11 protein-coding genes are annotated in these 16,767 nt (G+C 69.7%); 8 read left to right on the top strand and 3 right to left on the bottom strand.

The features are described 5' to 3' along the window. The coding region (locus A9977_RS04900; RefSeq protein WP_183023766.1) for a hypothetical protein at positions 1-2,141 on the top strand (2,141 nt) is incomplete at its 5' end. A 75-nt stretch (positions 2,142-2,216) separates the two neighbouring features. Here A9977_RS04900 and A9977_RS04895 read toward each other — a convergent pair. From A9977_RS04895 to A9977_RS04885, 3 genes are all read right to left on the bottom strand, one after another. Further along, positions 2,217-2,792 (bottom strand): DUF2939 domain-containing protein, encoded by a 576-nt coding sequence (locus A9977_RS04895; RefSeq protein ID WP_183023765.1) that lies wholly within the window; start codon positions 2,790-2,792, stop codon positions 2,217-2,219. A gap of 77 nt (positions 2,793-2,869) precedes the next feature. After that, a complete protein-coding gene (locus A9977_RS04890; protein ID WP_183023764.1) occupies positions 2,870-3,832 on the bottom strand; it encodes a tripartite tricarboxylate transporter substrate binding protein in 963 nt (320 codons plus the stop codon). Further along, on the bottom strand, positions 3,816-4,736 hold the full coding sequence (locus A9977_RS04885) for a LysR family transcriptional regulator (RefSeq protein ID WP_183023769.1): 921 nt from the start codon (positions 4,734-4,736) through the stop codon (positions 3,816-3,818). Before A9977_RS04885 ends, A9977_RS04890 begins: the two co-directional genes overlap by 17 nt. A gap of 92 nt (positions 4,737-4,828) precedes the next feature. On the opposite strand from A9977_RS04885, the gene A9977_RS04880 reads away from it, so the two are divergent. The 7 genes from A9977_RS04880 to A9977_RS04850 all read left to right on the top strand — a co-directional run bounded on the left by A9977_RS04880 (position 4,829) and on the right by A9977_RS04850 (position 16,766). After that, positions 4,829-6,268 (top strand): hypothetical protein, encoded by a 1,440-nt coding sequence (locus tag A9977_RS04880; protein WP_259651819.1) that lies wholly within the window; start codon positions 4,829-4,831, stop codon positions 6,266-6,268. A gap of 40 nt (positions 6,269-6,308) precedes the next feature. Next, on the top strand, positions 6,309-7,301 hold the full coding sequence (locus A9977_RS04875) for a tripartite tricarboxylate transporter substrate-binding protein (RefSeq protein ID WP_183023763.1): 993 nt from the start codon (positions 6,309-6,311) through the stop codon (positions 7,299-7,301). Positions 7,302-7,887: 586 nt separating this feature from the next. Beyond that, a complete protein-coding gene (locus A9977_RS04870; RefSeq protein ID WP_405054667.1) occupies positions 7,888-11,172 on the top strand; it encodes a hypothetical protein in 3,285 nt (1,094 codons plus the stop codon). 74 nt (positions 11,173-11,246) lie between these two features. Further along, positions 11,247-11,753, top strand: a complete 507-nt coding sequence (locus A9977_RS04865; protein ID WP_183023761.1) for an OmpA family protein — start codon at positions 11,247-11,249, stop codon at positions 11,751-11,753. Positions 11,754-11,784: 31 nt separating this feature from the next. After that, complete coding sequence (locus A9977_RS04860) at positions 11,785-13,503, top strand: hypothetical protein (RefSeq protein ID WP_183023760.1); 1,719 nt, start codon at positions 11,785-11,787, stop codon at positions 13,501-13,503. 45 nt (positions 13,504-13,548) lie between these two features. Beyond that, positions 13,549-15,432 carry a peptidase domain-containing ABC transporter gene (locus tag A9977_RS04855; protein ID WP_183023759.1) on the top strand — a complete coding sequence of 628 codons (1,884 nt, stop codon included), beginning with the start codon at positions 13,549-13,551 and terminating at the stop codon, positions 15,430-15,432. Further along, positions 15,429-16,766 (top strand): HlyD family type I secretion periplasmic adaptor subunit, encoded by a 1,338-nt coding sequence (locus A9977_RS04850; protein WP_183023758.1) that lies wholly within the window; start codon positions 15,429-15,431, stop codon positions 16,764-16,766. Before A9977_RS04855 ends, A9977_RS04850 begins: the two co-directional genes overlap by 4 nt. The last annotated feature ends 1 nt before the right edge of the window (position 16,767 follow it).

Genomic DNA, 16,767 nt, shown 5'->3' with positions numbered 1-16,767 from the left:
GGCAGAGCGGCACCTTCACGCTGAGCACGGCCAGCAGCATCGCCTACGGCACCGGCACGCGCTTCAACATCAAGCAGCTGGCCGCGGGCACCTACACCTGTGGGGACCAGCTGTTCGGCGACCCGGCACCGGGCGTGAACAAGTCCTGCTATCTGGTCGACGGCAGCACCACGACGCCGACCCCCACGCCGACCCCGACCCCGACGCCCACGCCCACGCCGAATCCCACGCCGACGCCGAACCCCGGCGTGATCGCGATCAGCGGCGACGTGATGGTCAACGGCGCGGTCTCCAACGCCGAGTACCAGGCGATGGCGCAGAAGATGGGCACCGACGATGCCATCGCGTACCGCTACGGCCCCTCCTCGGCCGACTACGGCACCGCCTCGCAGAGCGGCCTGCCGAGCTACGGCAAGCGCACCAGCCAGCCAATGAACATGGTGTCGATCCAGAACCCCAACGGCCAGGGCAACCGCGGTTGCGGCTGGACCGGCTGGTGCGGCAACTGGCAGGTCGGCGGAGCGCTCGAGTACGACCCGGGCGACTACAGCTCGAGCATCCTGAACTTCGGCTACATCCCCGACGCGACGCCCGACGCCAGCTTCTACAAGCGCTCGTATGCGGCCGGCCTCGGCTCGGTGCAGGCGATCAGCGTGGCGCACAACACGATGTCGGTCGAGCCCGAGGCGAGCTGGACGCGCTACAACGGCCCGTCGAACGACGGCGGCACGATCGATGCCGGTGTGGACATGTACCTCAAGAGCTTCTCGCTCCAGAAGCCGGTGGCGCTGGGCAAGTGCTATGGCCGCGGCGGCTGGTGCACCAACACGCTCGCGGTCTATGCCGACGGGCGGATCGTGGGCGTGGGCAGCAACACGGCGAGCAACCAGGTCAGCGCGCAGCTGCCGGCCGGCAAGGTGCCGACCGCGCTCACCGTCACCAACAGCGGCGAGTTCGCGCTGGTCACGGTCTGGGACACCGCCGCCATGCGCGGTCAGGTCGCCGTGCTGGCGCTGGGCGACGGTTGCCAGGGTTGCTCCATGGCCACCGAATCGCAGTGGTACGGCAACTGGGGCAACTGGAAGCGCTCCTACCCCGGCATGCCCGGTCTGGGCAACTACAACTTCATCAAGCTGATCGGCTTCGTCGACCTGCCGGACACCATGAAGGCGCCCACCGAGATCTCGGTCTCGACCGGTCTCGCGAACAACGACTACCAGCGCGTGCAACGCTACTGGGACACCGACCTGGACAACGCGAGCGTTCGCACGCGCTACTTCAGCGGTGACCTGTCGAGCGCCTATGCCCGCGCCGGCATGGCCGTGGTGATCTCCAAGTCGGAGAAGCGTGCCGCCTTCGTGGACCTGCGCCCGCTGTTCGCCTACTACAAGCAGCAGTACTTCGGCCAGGCGCAAGCCGGCTTCAACAGCATGATCGCCAACCGCGGCATGCAGGCCTCGCAGTGGCCCTACACCTTCGACGTCGCCTCGGGCCAGAAGCCCACGGTGGTCAAGGTGATGGACCTGGACAACCGTCCGACCGCCGTCAAGGTGTCGCTGACCGCGCCGTTCCGCGCCTTCATCGCCACGCAGGAGGGCAAGCTTCGGGTGTTCGACCTGGGTTCGGGCTACCTGAACCAGGCCTCGGGCGGAACGCCGTCGGACATCGTCGAGCGCTTCTCGGTGGCCGTGGGGCGCAACCCGACGGGCATCGCCTACGCCAAGGAGAAGGCCTCGGCCACCCCGGTGATCAAGGACATCTATCCCAACACCGTCGAGCGCGAGGTGATCGTGACCTCGCGCGGCGACCGCAAGGTCCAGTGGGTGCGTTTCGATTCGGGCATCACCTCGGGTTCGGTGGCGCGCACGCTGCAGGAGAGCCGCATGATCGATCCGATCTCGACCGAAGACACGGACAACCACGGCACCGAGAGCTACGTGGTGAGCGTGGCCGACTACGGCGGCAAGGGCATCCACAACTTCCTGTACGGCCCGATCACCTGGCACACCTACGCGGCGTCGAAGGCCTGCTCGGACGCCAAGGGCGGCTGCAAGCTGCTCAACAACGCAGCCTTCGAGTACGGCGGCACCTTCAAGCTGCCGGGCAAGCCCTTCCACGCGATGGGCGCCAACATCAACTGATGGCGTGAGAACAAGCGGTCGCTTCCGACGAGGCGACCGCCCAAAGCCCCTCGGGGCCCGGCGGCCGCTCCCTTTTCAGGGGAGCGGCCGCTGTGCATTCGGCGGCGGCTCGGGCAACTCGACGGCCGTGAGCTTCCACGACCACAGGCCCTGGCGCGTGAACACGAACGCGCCGGCGGCCGAAGCGCCCTCGGCGCGCAGCAGCGCCGTCGACAGGTTCCGGTAGCGCAGCGCATGGCGCCATGCGCTGCCCGGCCCGGCCGCTGGCGCCGCACGCAGCGCCGCCATGTCCACCGTCACCTTGCCTTGCGCGACCATGCGCATCAGGCTGGCCGGCGAGACGAAGCTGTCGACCATCTGACCCAGCAGGCCCACGGCCAGCATCTGGCCCAGGCCCGAGAGGCGGTCGTTCTTCCCGGCGGCGCCCATGGTCTGCGTCATCTCGTGCATCAGCTGCGCCTTGAGGTTTTCCGTCAACGCGGGAAGGTCGACGTGCGCGGAGAAGGCCGCGGCGTCCCGTGCCTCGGCGGCGGCGCGCAGGCGCTGGAGCGTCCAGTAGGGGCTGAGGTACAGCGCGGTGCCTGCCAGCACCACCGCCAGCGCGGCGGCCGTGCCGGCGATCCGGATGCGATTCTTCTCATGCTTCTTCAATGTCTTGCGCCTTGTGTGCCACCTTCGGGCGCTGGATCGTAACGTCCGGCGCGGACCGAAGCGGGCGCGAGGCGCGCCTACCGCCGCGCCTCGCGCGCCACCTGCTGCGCGAAGACCTGCGCGCTGCCTTCGAAGGGCAGGTTGCTCATGCTGCGCAGCCGGGTCTGGAGCGCGGGGGTTTCCAGCGCCGTGGCCACCGCGCGGTTCAGCCGCTCGGCCAGTGCCTCGGGCAGCTCGGGCGGTGCGAACAGGCCGAACAGCGAGTCGAGGTTTGCGTCCTCGTAGCCGAGCTCGGCCAAGGTGGGCGTGTCGGGCAGCACCTTGAGGCGCGCCGGTGCGCCCACCGCCAGCGCGACCAGCCGGCCCGCGGCGATGTCTTCCAGCTGCGCGCTGGCCACGTTGGTGGACAGCACCTCGAAGTGGCCCGCCAGCGCATCCAGCAGCTGCTGGCCGCCGCCCTTGTAGGGGATGTGCACGATCTCGGTCCGGCTGGCGCGGCGCACGCGGTCGAGCACCGCGTAGCCGGTCGTGCCTTCGCCGGTGGTGGCCCAGCGCACGCTGCCCGGCGACTGGCGCGCCCTGTCGACCATGCGCGCGAAGCCGTCGACGCCCAGGCTGCGCGTGCCGACGATCAGGATCGGCGTGCGCATGACGCCGGCCACCGGCACGGCCGCGCGCGACGCCACGCCGCGGCTTTGCGCGGCCTGGGCACGCAAGGCGATGGCGGTGGCGGCCACGAAGCACAGGCTGTAGCCGTCGGCGGGGCGCCGCACCAGCAGGTCGAGGGCCAGCGTGCCGCTGGCGCCGGCCTTGTTCTCGATCACCACCGGCACGCCCAGGTCGGCGGACAGCACCTCGGCCAGCGCGCGTGCGACCTGGTCGCTGACGCCGCCCGGCGGATAGGCCACCGTGATGTGGATCGCGCGCTGCGGCCAGCGCGCGGCGAAGGCGGCGCCGCCCAGCGGCAGGCTCGCCAGCGGCCACAGCAGCAGCGAACGGCGGCGGCGGGAGACCGGGCCCGGGCTAGTCGAAGAGCGCATGGTCTTTGCGGGCGGCGAGTTCGCGCACCAGCGCGATGAAGGCGCCCGTGGGGCCGTTGCAGTCCGCCGCGCGGTAGACCAGCGTGAGCGGCGAGCGCAGGCTGCGCGCGTCCTTGAAGGGCCGGTACACCACGGCCTGCGCGTGCGTGCCGCGCATCGATGCGGGCGCGATCGACAGGCCCACGCCCGCGGCCACGAGGTTGAGGTTGGTCATCATGTGTTCGACCTCGACCGCCAGCTCGACCTCCACGTTCTCGCGCGCGCAGGCCGCGAGCAGGTTGGCGTAGAGGCCGGGCGCGCCGGGGCGCCGGACCAGGATCAGCCGCTCGCCCCGCAGGTCCTTGAGCGTGACCGGCGTGGCCGGGTCGGCCGCCAGCCGATGGTCGATCGGGATGGCGAGCACCGATTCCTCCTCCAGCACCGCCTCGAAAGCCAGGCCGGCCGGGCGCGCCACCGGCACGCGCACGAAGCCGCAGTGCAGCCGGGCGTCGAGCACGGCGGCCGTGATCTCCGCGGCGTTGTCCTCGCTCACGTCGATCTGCAGCTCGGGGTGGCGGCTGCGACACAGGCGCATCGAGGCCGGCGTGAAGGCGTGGGCCGCGGCCGAGGTGGTGAAGCCGATCGCGATGCGCCCGCGCCGGCCTTCGACGAAGTCGAGCATGCGCGTCTGCATGGCGCTGAATTCCGCCAGCAGGCGCCGGGCCTCGGTCTGCAGCAGCCGTCCCGCTTCGGTGAGCTTGACGCCCTTGGGATGCCGGTTGAACAGGTCGGCACCGAGCTCCGTCTCGAGCGCGCGGATCTGCTGCGACAGCGGCGGCTGCTGCATGCCCAGCGCCTCGGCGGCACGGGTGATGTGGCCCGCGTCGGCAACCGCCATGAAATAGCGAAGGTGACGGATTTCGATATGCATTAGGTATGGTAGTCATATTTCAGACATCTTTGCCATATCGTCTTCCTGTTCCCACAATCCGCCGCATACCTACAGGAGACGAGACTTTGAAAGCTATTTGCCATTCGGCCGCGGTGACGGCCACCGTGGTCGCGGCCGTGATCGCGCTGTCCGCTTGCGGCGGCAGTTCCGACAACGGCGCTGCGCCGGTGCCGCCGGTGTCGCCAGCGCCGGTCGACCCCGCGCCCGTCGATCCGCCGGCCCCCCCGCCCGAATCGACCGAAGCGGCGCCCAGCCCGGTCGCCTGCCCGGCGGCCGTGCCCTCGACGGCCAGCTGCCTGGGCGGCGTGGACTCGAAGGGCGCCTACTACCTGATCGCCAAACCCGCCGTCTGGAACGGCAAGCTGGTGCTGCATGCCCATGGCGGCCCCAGCCTCGACGCGCCGACCGCCGAGCGGGCCACCGAAGACCTGACGCGCTGGGCCGTGATGGTCGATGCCGGCTACGCCTGGGCCGGCTCGACCTTCCGCCAGGGCGGCGTCGAAGTGCGCGCCGCCGCGGAAGACACCGAACGCCTGCGCGGCATCTTCCGCCAGCACGTGGGCAAGCCGACGCGCACCATCCTGCACGGGCAGTCGTGGGGCGCGGGCGTGGCCGCGAAGGCGGCCGAGATGTTCACCGCCGAGACCGTCGGCGTACAGCCCTACGACGCGGTGCTGCTCACCAGCGGCGTGCTGGCCGGCGGCACCCGTTCCTACGACTTCCGCACCGACCTGCGCGTGGTCTACCAGTACCTGTGCAACAACCACCCGCGTCCCACCGAAACGCCCTACGCGCTGAACCTGGGCCTGCCCGCGGGCGTGACCATGACGCAGTCGAACCTGTCGGCCCGGGTCAACGAATGCCTGGCGCTCAACAAGGCGGCCGCCGATCGCACGCCGGAACAGAAGGCGCGCATCGCGACCATCGAGAAGGTGATCAGGATCCCGTCCAGCGCGATCCAGTCGCACCTCAACTGGGGCACCTTCCACTACCAGGACGTGAGCAGCAAGCGCACCGGCGGCGCCAGCCCCTTCGGCAACGCGGGCGTGGTCTACAGCGGCTCGGACGACGATGTCGCGCTCAACGCCGGCGTGCTGCGCTACAGCGCCGACCCGGCTGCCTACGGCCGCTTCGCCGCCGACACCGACCCCACGGGCAAGATCCCGGTGCCGGTGCTCACCGTCAAGTGGATCAGCGACCCCACGGCCTTCGTCGAGCTCGACGCGCAGTTCAAGTCGGTGATGCAGCAGGGCGGCAGCGGCGACCGGCTGGTCCAGACCTTCACCACCGACGGCACCCACAGCTACATCAGCGGCCCGACCTACCCGACGCTGATGAACGCCCTGCTGGCCTGGGTGGAGCAGGGCACCAAGCCCACGCCCGCCGGCATCGCGGCCGCCTGTCCGGCCAACGAGGCGCGCTTCGGCACCGGCTGCAGCTTCGACCCCGCCTACACCCCCGCCGCGCTGGAAACGCGGGTGCCGGCGCGCACCCGCCCACAGTGAACGCTTCGACCCTACAACGACAGAAAGACCAAGAACTCCCATGACATCGACGCTGAAGAACAAGCTGTGCCTGGCCCTCGGGGCTCTGGCCCTGGCCGCGGGCGCCCAGGCTCAGAACTACCCCGACGGCAAGGTCATCACGATCGTGGTGCCCTTCGCAGCCGGCGGCCCGACCGACCGCGTGGCACGCGACCTGGCCGAAGCCATGCGCAAGCCGCTGGACGGCGTGAGCATCGTGATCGACAACGCCGCCGGCGCCGGCAGCACCATCGGCAACGCCAAGGTCGCGCGCGCCAAGGCCGACGGCTACACGCTGCTGCTCACCCACGTGGGCATGGCCACCACCCCGGTGCTGTATCGCAAGCTGCCCTACAACTACGAGACCGACTTCGAGTACCTGGGCCTGATCAACGACGTGCCCATGACCGTGATCGGCAAGCCGCAGCTCGAAGCCAACAACTTCAAGGAACTGCGCGAGTGGATCGGCAAGAACCCGGGCAAGGTGAACCTGGGCAACGCGGGCATCGGCTCGGCCTCGCACCTGTGCGGCCTGTTGTTCCAGAGCGAGCTGAAGGCTGAAATGACCACCGTGCCGTACAAGGGCACGGCGCCTGCCATCGCCGACCTGCTGGGCGGCCAGATCGACCTGCTGTGCGACCAGACCACCAACACCACGAGCCAGATCGAGGCGAAGAAGGTCAAGCCGTACGCGGTGACCACGCTCAAGCGGCTGACGACGCCGGCGCTGAAGGACATCCCGACGCTGGACGAATCGGGCATGAAGAACTTCCAGGTCACGATCTGGCACGGCCTGTACGCGCCCAAGGGCACGCCGCCGGCGGTGCTGAAGAAGCTCAACGACGCGGTCAAGGTGGCGTTGAAGGACCCGGACTTCATCAAGAAGGAAGAGGGCCTGGGCGCGGTGGTGGTGACGGACAAGCGCGTGGAGCCGGCGGAGCACAAGAAGTTCGTGCAGGCGGAAGTCGCGCGCTTCGGGCCGGTGATCAAGGCCGCGGGCGTGTACGCGGACTGATCTCGCGCTGCGCTTGAGCAGACAAGAAAAAGCCGCCGGCCTTCGGGCTCGGCGGCTTTTTGCATGGCGCGAAATCCGTTGGAAATCGGCGGGGCTTTCCGCGCCTTTCAATGCTTTTTAAAAATTAAACCTAAAGAATTCATTTGTCGACACATCCGCTTTTTCCAGTCGGACATGGACTTGTCATGTGTGGCGGAACGAGCCTACGGATGTTACGTAACGCCCCACTCAAAACGCATTCGTAACACGTCCCGGACGGCATCCGCCGACCCATTGAATTTCAATCAATTCATTTGAAATCAATGACTTAGATTGAATTCGACTCGAATAGAGAAGAGGTGGCACGCCGGCGGCACGCGAGTTGCGGAAAGAGATGCATCTTTTTGTTCAAGAGGGTGCCATGACCGTTCCATCGACATCGACCGCTGCGTCCACTTCCGTTTCCACGTCCGCCGTGGAGCCCGTTGTCATCGCGCAGGCTTCCGGCCTGCCGACGGCGGCACCCACCGGGGCCGTGGCCTCCGCCGTCGCGGCCGCGCCGACCGGCGCCGGCACGCTGTCGAACGCGACGCCCGGCGTCACGGTGATGCGTGGCGGCGAGACGATCGCCGTGCAGGGCTCGCAGTCGCTGCTGGCCGGCGACCGCGTGATCGTGCCAGAAGGCGGCCAGGCGGCCGTGACCTTCCCCTCGGCCACCGACAAGGCCCCGCTCACCGGCGTGTTCACCGGCGGCACCGACGCGACCATCGCGACCACGCGCCTGCCGGGCGGCCTGGAGCAGGTCGACGTCGACCTCGCCGCGGGCGACCTGGTGGTCACGCCGACCGAAGGCGCGGGCGATGCAGCCGCGGTGGCGGTGACGAAGAAGGTGGCGGCCGGTGCCGGCGGCATCGGCCTGGGCGAGTTCGCGCTGGGCGCACTGGGCGCGCTGGCGCTCGGCGCGGCGCTGAGCAGCGGCGGCGGTGACGACAACGGCGGTTCGACCGTGCCCCCGGGCAGCGGCGAAAGCGACGCCGACGCGGATGCCGACGCGGACGCGGATGCGGATGCGGACGGCGACTCGGATGCGGACGCCGACGCAGACGCAGATGCCGATGCAGATGCAGATGCTGACGCCGACGCCGACGCCGACGCCGACGCCGACGCGGATGCCGATGCCGATGCCGATGCCGATGCCGATGCGGACGCAGACGCAGACGGAGATGCCGACGCCGACGCGGATGCCGACGCCGATGCCGACGCCGATGCAGATGCCGACGCGGATGCAGATGCGGATGCCGACGCCGACGCAGACGCAGACTCCGACACCCTGCTCCATCCCGCCGACGGTGTCGTGGGCGACCTGGTCGACGCGGTCGACGGCGTGCTCGGCACGGGTGGCGCGCTGGCACCGGTGACCCACGTGGTCGACAACGTGACGACCATCCTTGACGGTGCGCTGGCACCGCTGCTGGGTGGTGAATTCACGACCAACAACCCCAATGCGCTGGACCCGGTCGATGACGTCGTGGCCACCGTGGGCGGCCTGGCTGGTGGCCTGGTGGCTCCGATCCTGGACAAGGTGCTGGGCAATGGCGTCACCGACGCGCTGCTCGGTGGTGTCGCCCATCAGGTCGACTACCTGACCGACGGCGTCGTGCACCTGGTCGACGACGTGGTGATCGGCGGCGTGGTCAACGGGCTGCTGGCCAACACGCCGGTGGCCGATCTGGTCAACGGCCTGCTGGGCGACAAGGGCCTGCTGGGCGAAGGCAGCCTGGTCGGCGGCGTGCTGGACGGCGTGCTCGGCCAGGACGGCCTGGTCGGCGGCCTGCTGGCCGAGAACGGCCTGGTGGGAGGCCTGCTCGCCGAAGACGGCCTGGTCGGTGGCCTGCTGGCCGACAACGGCCTGGTGGGCGGCCTGCTCGACCCGTTGCTGGGCGACCAAGGCCTGCTGAGCGGCCTGACCGGCGACGACGGCCTGACCGGCGCGCTGCTGGGCCCGGACACGCTGGTGGGTGGCCTGCTGGCCGAGAACGGTTTGGTCGGCGGCCTGCTCGCTGACGACGGCCTGGTCGGCGGCCTGCTGGGCACGCAAGGCCCGGTCGCCGGCCTGGCCAATGGCCTGCTTGGCGAGAACGGCCTGGTGGGTGGCCTTCTGAATGGGCTCACCGGTGGCCAAACGCCGGCGCCGAGCGGCGACTCGCTGCTGTCGCCGGCCAACACGCTGGTCGGCAATGCCACCGACGTCGTCGCCGGCCTGCCGGTGGTCGGTGAGCTGGCCGGTGGCCTGCTCGAGCCCGTGGGTGGCCTGGTCGCCGGCGCGACCGGCGCGGTGGAAGGCCTGCTGGCCCCGGTGCTGGGCGACAGCTTCACCGCCAACAACCCCAACATCCTCGACCCGGTCGACGACCTGACCGGCGGCCTGCTGGCCACGGCGGGTGGCCTGCTGAGCCCGCTGGCCGACGGCCTGCTGGGCCAGGGCGCCACGAACAGCCTGATCAACCCGGTCATCGGCCAGGTGGACTTCCTGACCGACGGCGTGGCGAACCTGGTGGGCGGCGACCTGCTGGTCGGCGTGCTGGGCCAGGACGGGCTGCTCGGCGGCCTGACGGGTGGCGATCTGCTGGGCGGCGACCTGTTGGGTGGCGTGCTGGGCGAGAACGGCCTGGTGGGTGGCTTGATTGGTGGCGATCTGCTGGGCGGTGACCTGCTCGGCGGCGTGCTGGGCGAGAACGGCCTGGTGGGTGGGCTGATCGGCGGCGATCTGCTGGGCGGTGACCTGCTCGGCGGGGTGCTGGGTCAGGACGGCTTGGTGGGTGGCTTGATTGGTGGCGATCTGCTGGGTGGTGATCTGCTCGGCGGCGTGCTGGGCGAGAACGGCCTGGTGGGTGGGCTGATCGGCGGCGATCTGCTGGGCGGTGACCTGCTTGGCGGCGTGCTGGGCGAGAACGGCTTGGTGGGCGGCCTGCTCGGCGGCGATCTGCTGGGCGGTGACCTGCTCGGCGGCGTGCTGGGCGAGAACGGCTTGGTGGGTGGCTTGATCGGTGGCGATCTGCTGGGCGGTGACCTGCTCGGCGGCGTGCTGGGTCAGGACGGCCTGGTGGGCGGCCTGATCGGTGGCGACCTGTTGGGCGGTGACCTGCTCGGCGGCGTGCTGGGCCAGGACGGCCTGGTGGGTGGCCTGCTCGGCGGCGATCTGCTGGGTGGTGACCTGCTCGGCGGCGTGCTGGGCGAGAACGGCCTGGTGGGCGGCCTGATCGGTGGCGACCTGTTGGGCGGTGACTTGCTGGGTGGCGTGCTGGGCCAGGACGGCCTGGTGGGCAGCCTGCTCGGTGGCGGCGCATCGGGTGGCGGCCTGCTCGACGGCGTATTGGGCGAGCACGGTCTGGTCGGCGGCCTCGTCGGTGGCGACCTGCTGGGTGGCGTGCTGGGCCAGGACGGCCTGGTGGGCGGCCTGCTGGGCGGCGGCGCATCGGGTGGCGGTCTGCTGGACGGCGTGCTGGGCGAGCACGGTCTGGTGGGCGGCCTGGTCGGTGGCGACCTGCTGGGTGGCGTGCTGGGCCAGGACGGCCTGGTCGGCGGTCTGCTGGGCGGCGGCGCATCGGGTGGCGGTCTGCTGGGCGGCGTGCTGGGCGAGAGCGGCCTGGTCGGTGGCCTGCTGGGTGGCGGCGCCTCGGGCGGCGGCCTGGTGGGTGGCCTGCTCGGCGGCGCCAGCGGTGGCGCAGCGGGCGGTGGCCTGCTGGGTGGTGTGCTGGGCGAGCACGGCCTGGTGGGCGGTCTGCTCGGTGGCAACAGTGGCCTGCTGGCCCCGGTCACGAGCGTCGCCGACAGCGCCACGGGTGGGGCCAGTGCCCCTGTCAGCCAGCTGCTGCACGGCATCCTGGCCTGAGGGGCGGCCACGCCCTCCCTCTGAACGCGGGCGCGCACCACGGTGCCGCCCGCGCCCTCCCGAAAGGAAAGCACATGAACCGATTTCTCAGCCTGAGCCTGGTGGCCGCGGCCTCGGTGCTCGCGGGTTGCGCGACACCGAGCGACGGCAGCGACCAGACCACCCACTACTACGCCAACCGTCCGGCTTCGCGTCCGGTCGCGGGGGTGCGCGTCAATCCCGCACCGCCGAAGGCCGAGCGCGGGCCGATCGGCGTGGCACGCATCGTCTACTTCGATTTCGACAAGTCGACCATCCGGCCGGCCGACCGCAGCGTGGTGGAGGCGCATGCCAACTACCTGCGCGCGCGCCGTGGCGAATCGGTGGTGCTCGAAGGCCACACCGACGTGCGCGGCGGCCGCGAATACAACCTGGCGCTGGGCCAGCGCCGTTCGGAATCGGTGAAGAAGGCCATGGGCCTGCTGGGCGTGGACACGTCGCAGATCGAAGCCGTGAGCTGGGGCACGGAAAAGCCGGCCTCCCTGGAACAGACCGAGGCGGGCTACCAGCTCAACCGTCGCGTCGAGTTCAGCTACCGCTGAGTCGGCACCCCCTCACGGAGACCGGAACGCAATGATCGCTTTCAGGGAACGGTTGCGCGCCTGCCGGGACCACCTGCTGTCGCACTGTGCGCCGCTGCCGGCGCCGTACCCGGCCTACGTGTTCTTCTTTTCGGCCACCGATGGCCAGCAGCGTGCGCATGTCGTGCACGCCGGCGGCCCGGACTTCACGACCGCATGGCAGAGCGGCGTCGAGCTGCTCCAGCAGTGGATCGATACGCAGGAGCCCGGCGCGCTGTGGCTGCGCGTCGACTGGGTCGAAGGCGCGCGCGCCGTGAGCTGGGAGCGGCTGACCCATCAGCTGGCGCTGACCAAGCGCAACTATTTCCGCTACGGCATCGCCTTCGACGAAGACTTCGAATGCGCCTTCACCGAGCAGGAGCTCAACGCCAACGCCATGCTGTATGGCGGCTCGGGCATCGAGCATGCGGTGGTCAACCGCGGCAACTTCGGCATCTACCATCGCACGCGCTTCGGCCCGGCCCCCATGCCCGAGCTGCCGCCCGCCGGCCAGGTCTACCTGCTGTCGACCCGCGGCGTGTTCTGCCAACCCGACGGCGTGCCGCATGCCATCGAAGGCACGGGCCTGAACGCCGGCCGCCGGGTCGTCGACCGGCTCGATTCCGAGCGCGTGCTGGCGCTGGTGCGCAGCGGCTCGTCCTTCCTGGCGCAGCAGGTGCGGGACAACGGCGCCTTCGTCTACGGCCACTTTCCGTGCTTCGATCGCCGCATTCCCACCTACAACACGCTGCGTCACGCGAGCTCGGTCTACGCCATGCTCGAGGCCTGGGAACTCACGCGCGACGATGCGCTCAAGGACGCGATCGACATCGCCATCGAACATGTGGCGAAGGAGCTGGTGCGGCAGTACACGCTGCCGGACGGCCAGGAAGTCGCGTTCCTGATCGACACCGCCGACGAGATCAAGCTGGGCGGCAATGCGGTGTGCCTGCTCGCGATGGTCAAGTACTGCGAGCTCATGGACAGCGACCGCTGGCTGCCCCTGCTCGAGAAGCTGGCCCTGGGCATCGCCTCGCTGCAGGACCCGCAGACCGGCCGCTTCAACCATGTGCTCAACGCCGGCGATCTCTCGCTCAAGCAGGCCTCGCGCATCATCTACTACGACGGCGAGGCCGCCTTCGGGCTGCTGCGGCTCTATGCGCTGACGCGCGACGGCCGGTGGCTGGCGGTGGTGGAGAAGGCCTTCGGCTATTTCATCGCCAACGAACACTGGCGCGCGCACGACCACTGGCTGAGCTATTGCGTGAACGAACTCACGCGCTGGCGGCCGCTGGAGGTGTATTTCCGTTTCGGCCTGCTCAACGTGGCCGACCACCTGGACTTCGTGCTGGAACGCAAGACCACGTTTCCGACGCTGCTCGAACTCATGCTGGCCGCCGAGCAGATGCTGCGCCGGCTGCGTGCCATGCCGACCATGCGCCACCTGCTCGACGACTTCGACACCGCCAAGTTCTACCGTGCGCTCGAGCACCGCGCGCACTACCTGCTCAACGGCTTCTTCTGGCCAGAGATGGCGATGTACTTCAAGAAGCCCGCGGCCATCAACGGCTCCTTCTTCATCCGGCACCAGGCCTTCCGCGTGCGCATCGACGACGTGGAGCACTACCTCTCGGGCTTCGTCGCCTACCACCGCTTTCTGCTCCAGACACCGATCGTCGAATCTGTTGTCCCGATGTCGAAACAAGACTTGTCAAGAGTAACAATCCAGTGACAATTTGAGGGGGCGCACGGGCGCGTTCCTCAAAGGCTTTCCGACATGCTTAAGTTCCTATTGCCGAGACAACTCGTGGCCGACACGCCAACGGAGCCGGGCGGCAGCAGTTATGCCGGCGCGCTGCACGAGGCCTTCGGCGCGGCCTATCCGCTGATCCGCACGGCCGCCTGGTGGTCGCTGCCGATCAGCCTGTTCGGCCTGCTGCCCTCGATCTTCCTGCTGCAGGTGTACGACCGCGTGATCTACCGCGGCGGCATGTCGACCTTGTGGGCGCTGGTCTGCGGCATCCTGTGCTTCCTGTGCATCGAGTTCTGGCTGCGCCATCAGCGCTCGCGCCTGCTGCGCGATGCCGGCGCGGTGATCGACCACCATGTGTCGGGCGCGATGCTCGGATCGATGCTGCACCGGCCGCTGCGTGCGCTCGAGCACCGGCCCGCCTCGGCCTGGTTCCAGTACTTCCGCGACGTGGGCGCGGTGCGCGGCACCGTCACCGGCGGCCTCGCGATGTCGGCGTTCGACCTGCCGATGGCGGTGTTCGCATTGATCGTGATCGGCATCGTGGCCTTGCCGGTGCTGCCGGTGGTGATCGCCTTCCTGGGCATCGTGTCCTTCCTCGCCTGGTGGTGGGCCGACGAGGTGCGCGCCGGCCGGGTCGAGGAAGTGCAGCGCGGTCGCAGCCTGGAGCGCATGACCTCCGAGATCTGCCAGGCCCGCGAGACGCTCAAGACGCAGGCCAACGACGCGCCCACGGTGCAGCTCTGGCGCGAGACCTACAACGCCTGGCTGGCCGAGAGCTTTCGCAAGAACGGCGAGATCGAGACCGCGCGCGACGGCACCACGGTGCTGCTGACCATGTTCTCGGTGGTGGTCATCACCGTCGGCGCGATCTCCGTGATGTCGCAGATGATGACCGTGGGCGGCCTGATCGCGGCCAACATGCTGGCCATCAAGGCGCTGCAGCCGGTGGCCGGCCTGGCCTCGAGCTGGCGCTCGCTGGCCGCGGCCTCGGAAGCCGCCAAGCGCCTCGAGACGGTGCTGGCCGAGCCGGTCGAGCGCGAGCCCTCAGGCGTGGCGCTGCCGCAGCCCGCGGGCCGCATCGTGCTCAAGGACGTGTCCTTCGCCTTCGCCGAAGGCGCGCGGCCGGTGCTCGAGCACCTCGACCTGGAGATGGGCGCCGGCGGCCTGCATGTGATCGTCGGCAAGAACGGCGCCGGCAAGTCCACGCTGCTGAAGCTGGTCGCGGGCCTCTACGAGCCCACGCGCGGCAGCGTCAGCCTTGGCGAATACGACGTCTCGCAATTCGCGCGCGCCGAGCTCGCGCAGTGGATCAGCTACCTGCCGCAGGAGGTCTACTGGTTCGGCGGCGAGCTGATGGACACCCTGCGCCGTGCCGCGCCCGGCCAGAGCGACGAGCAGATCCTCACCGCCTGCCGCGTGGCCGGCGTGCACGAATTCATCTCGCGCCAGCCGGCTGGCTACCGCACGGTGGTGGGCGAGGGCGGCACCGGCCTGTCGGTGGGCGAGCGCCGCAAGCTCGCGCTGGCGCTGAGCTTCCTGCGCAACCCGTCGGTGCTGATCCTCGACGAGCCCAGCAACGACCTCGACATCCAGAGCGAACTGGCGCTGCTGGCCACGCTGCAGGCGGTGGCCAAGACACGCACCGTGGTGGTCGTGACCCATTCGCTGCGCATGGTGTCGGCGGCCTCGCAGGTCTACCACGTGAGCGGCAACGGCGGCGTCGAGCAGGGCTCGGCGGCCGACATGGTGCCCAAGCTCTTCGGCGTGCGAAAGCTGGTGGCCGTGGCGCCCGTCCCCAAACCGGCGGAGGCCGATTCGACAGGCCAGGCGGGCGCATCGCCTGCAGCCGATGCCGCGGCGCAGGCCGCGGTCAACCTCGCGGCATTGGCCGCAGGAGCAGAGCGATGAGTGCAGCAGACAACTCCAAGGCCGACCTGCCCAGCGTGCTGCGCGACCAGGCTTTCGTGGCCACGGCCGCGACGGCGCGCGGTGGCGCCGGCCGCCGCCAGTGGCTCATCGGCGGGGCCATCGCGCTGCTGGCCGTGGTCGCGCTGTGCTTTCCCATGGAGACGGTGGTCGTGTCGCCCGGGCGCGTGATCCCGTCGGACCGCGTCAAGTCGATCCAGCACCTGGAGGGCGGCATCGTCAGCGCGGTCTACGTGAAGGAAGGCGAGACGGTGCGCCAGGGCCAGTCGCTGGTCGAGATCGACCTGGGCGGCAGCGGGCTCAATTTGGAAGAACTCACGGCCCGCCATGCCTCGACCCTGGGCGCGCGCGTGCGGCTGATGGCCGAGAGCCGCGGGCTGCCGCTCACGCGCAAGTCCTTCGACGGCAGCATCGACGAGGCGGTGTACCTCGGCGAGATGGGCGCCTTCGAGGCGCGCTCGATGGAGCAGCGCGGCGTGATGGCCGGCGCGGTGTCCGCGATGGAGCAGGCCCGCAGCCGCCAGATGGAGCAGCAGGCCAAGATCTACGGCCTGCAGGAGCGCCTGGCGCTGATGCAGAAGGAGCAGGAGATCTCCGAGCAACTGCTCGCCGAGAAACTGATCGGCCAGGTCGAGGTGCTGGAGAAGCGCCGCCAGACCGAGACCGTGCGCGCCGACCTGGCGGTCGCGCGCCAGATGGCGGTATCGGCCACGGCCGCGATCACCGAGGCCCAGGCCAAGATGGCCGAGGCCGAAGGCCGCTACCGGCGCCGCGCGTCGGACGAACTGGCCACGGTCGAGCGGCAGTTCGCGAGCCTGACCGAAGACCTGGCGCGCGCGAAGACGCAGCGCTCGCGCACCACCGTCAAGGCACCCTCCGACGGCATCGTCAAGGGCCTGCGCAACCCCGGCCCGGGCTGGGTCGTGAAGCCTGGCGAGGCCATCATGGAAGTGGTGCCCGACCAGGACCTGATCATGGTCGAGGCCAAGCTCAGCCCCAACGACCGCGGTTTCGTCGAAGCCGGCCAGGCCGCGCGCGTGAAGATCACGGCCTACGACTTCCTGCGCTACGGCTCGGTCAACGGCCGCGTGATGCTGGTGGCCGCCGATGCCGACAAGGACCCGTCGAGCGCCTCGGCCGCGCCGTACTACCGGCTGCTGGTGAGCACCGACAAGAGCCACGTGGGGCGGCCCGAGAACCGCATCACGGCCGGCATGGAGGCAGAGGTCGATCTGATCGTCGGCAGCGACCCCTTCATCTGGTACATGCTGCGCCCGGTGCTCAAGCTCAAGCGCGAAGCGTTCCGCGAACCATGAG

The sequence above is a fragment of the Variovorax sp. UMC13 genome (assembly GCF_014170375.1).
Lineage (GTDB): Bacteria > Pseudomonadota > Gammaproteobacteria > Burkholderiales > Burkholderiaceae_C > Variovorax.
This window is presented reverse-complemented; position numbering and strand designations above follow the sequence as displayed.

Excerpts from the sequence above, each read along its gene's own strand:
- A9977_RS04865 (WP_183023761.1), top strand. The coding sequence starts at position 11,247 with ATGAACCGATTTCTCAGCCTGAGCCTGGTGGCCGCGGCCTCGGTGCTC.
- A9977_RS04875 (WP_183023763.1), top strand. The coding sequence starts at position 6,309 with ATGACATCGACGCTGAAGAACAAGCTGTGCCTGGCCCTCGGGGCTCTG.
- A9977_RS04890 (WP_183023764.1), bottom strand. The coding sequence starts at position 3,832 with ATGCGCTCTTCGACTAGCCCGGGCCCGGTCTCCCGCCGCCGCCGTTCG.
- A9977_RS04855 (WP_183023759.1), top strand. The coding sequence starts at position 13,549 with ATGCTTAAGTTCCTATTGCCGAGACAACTCGTGGCCGACACGCCAACG.
- A9977_RS04870 (WP_405054667.1), top strand. The coding sequence starts at position 7,888 with ATGCGTGGCGGCGAGACGATCGCCGTGCAGGGCTCGCAGTCGCTGCTG.
- A9977_RS04860 (WP_183023760.1), top strand. The coding sequence starts at position 11,785 with ATGATCGCTTTCAGGGAACGGTTGCGCGCCTGCCGGGACCACCTGCTG.
- A9977_RS04850 (WP_183023758.1), top strand. The coding sequence starts at position 15,429 with ATGAGTGCAGCAGACAACTCCAAGGCCGACCTGCCCAGCGTGCTGCGC.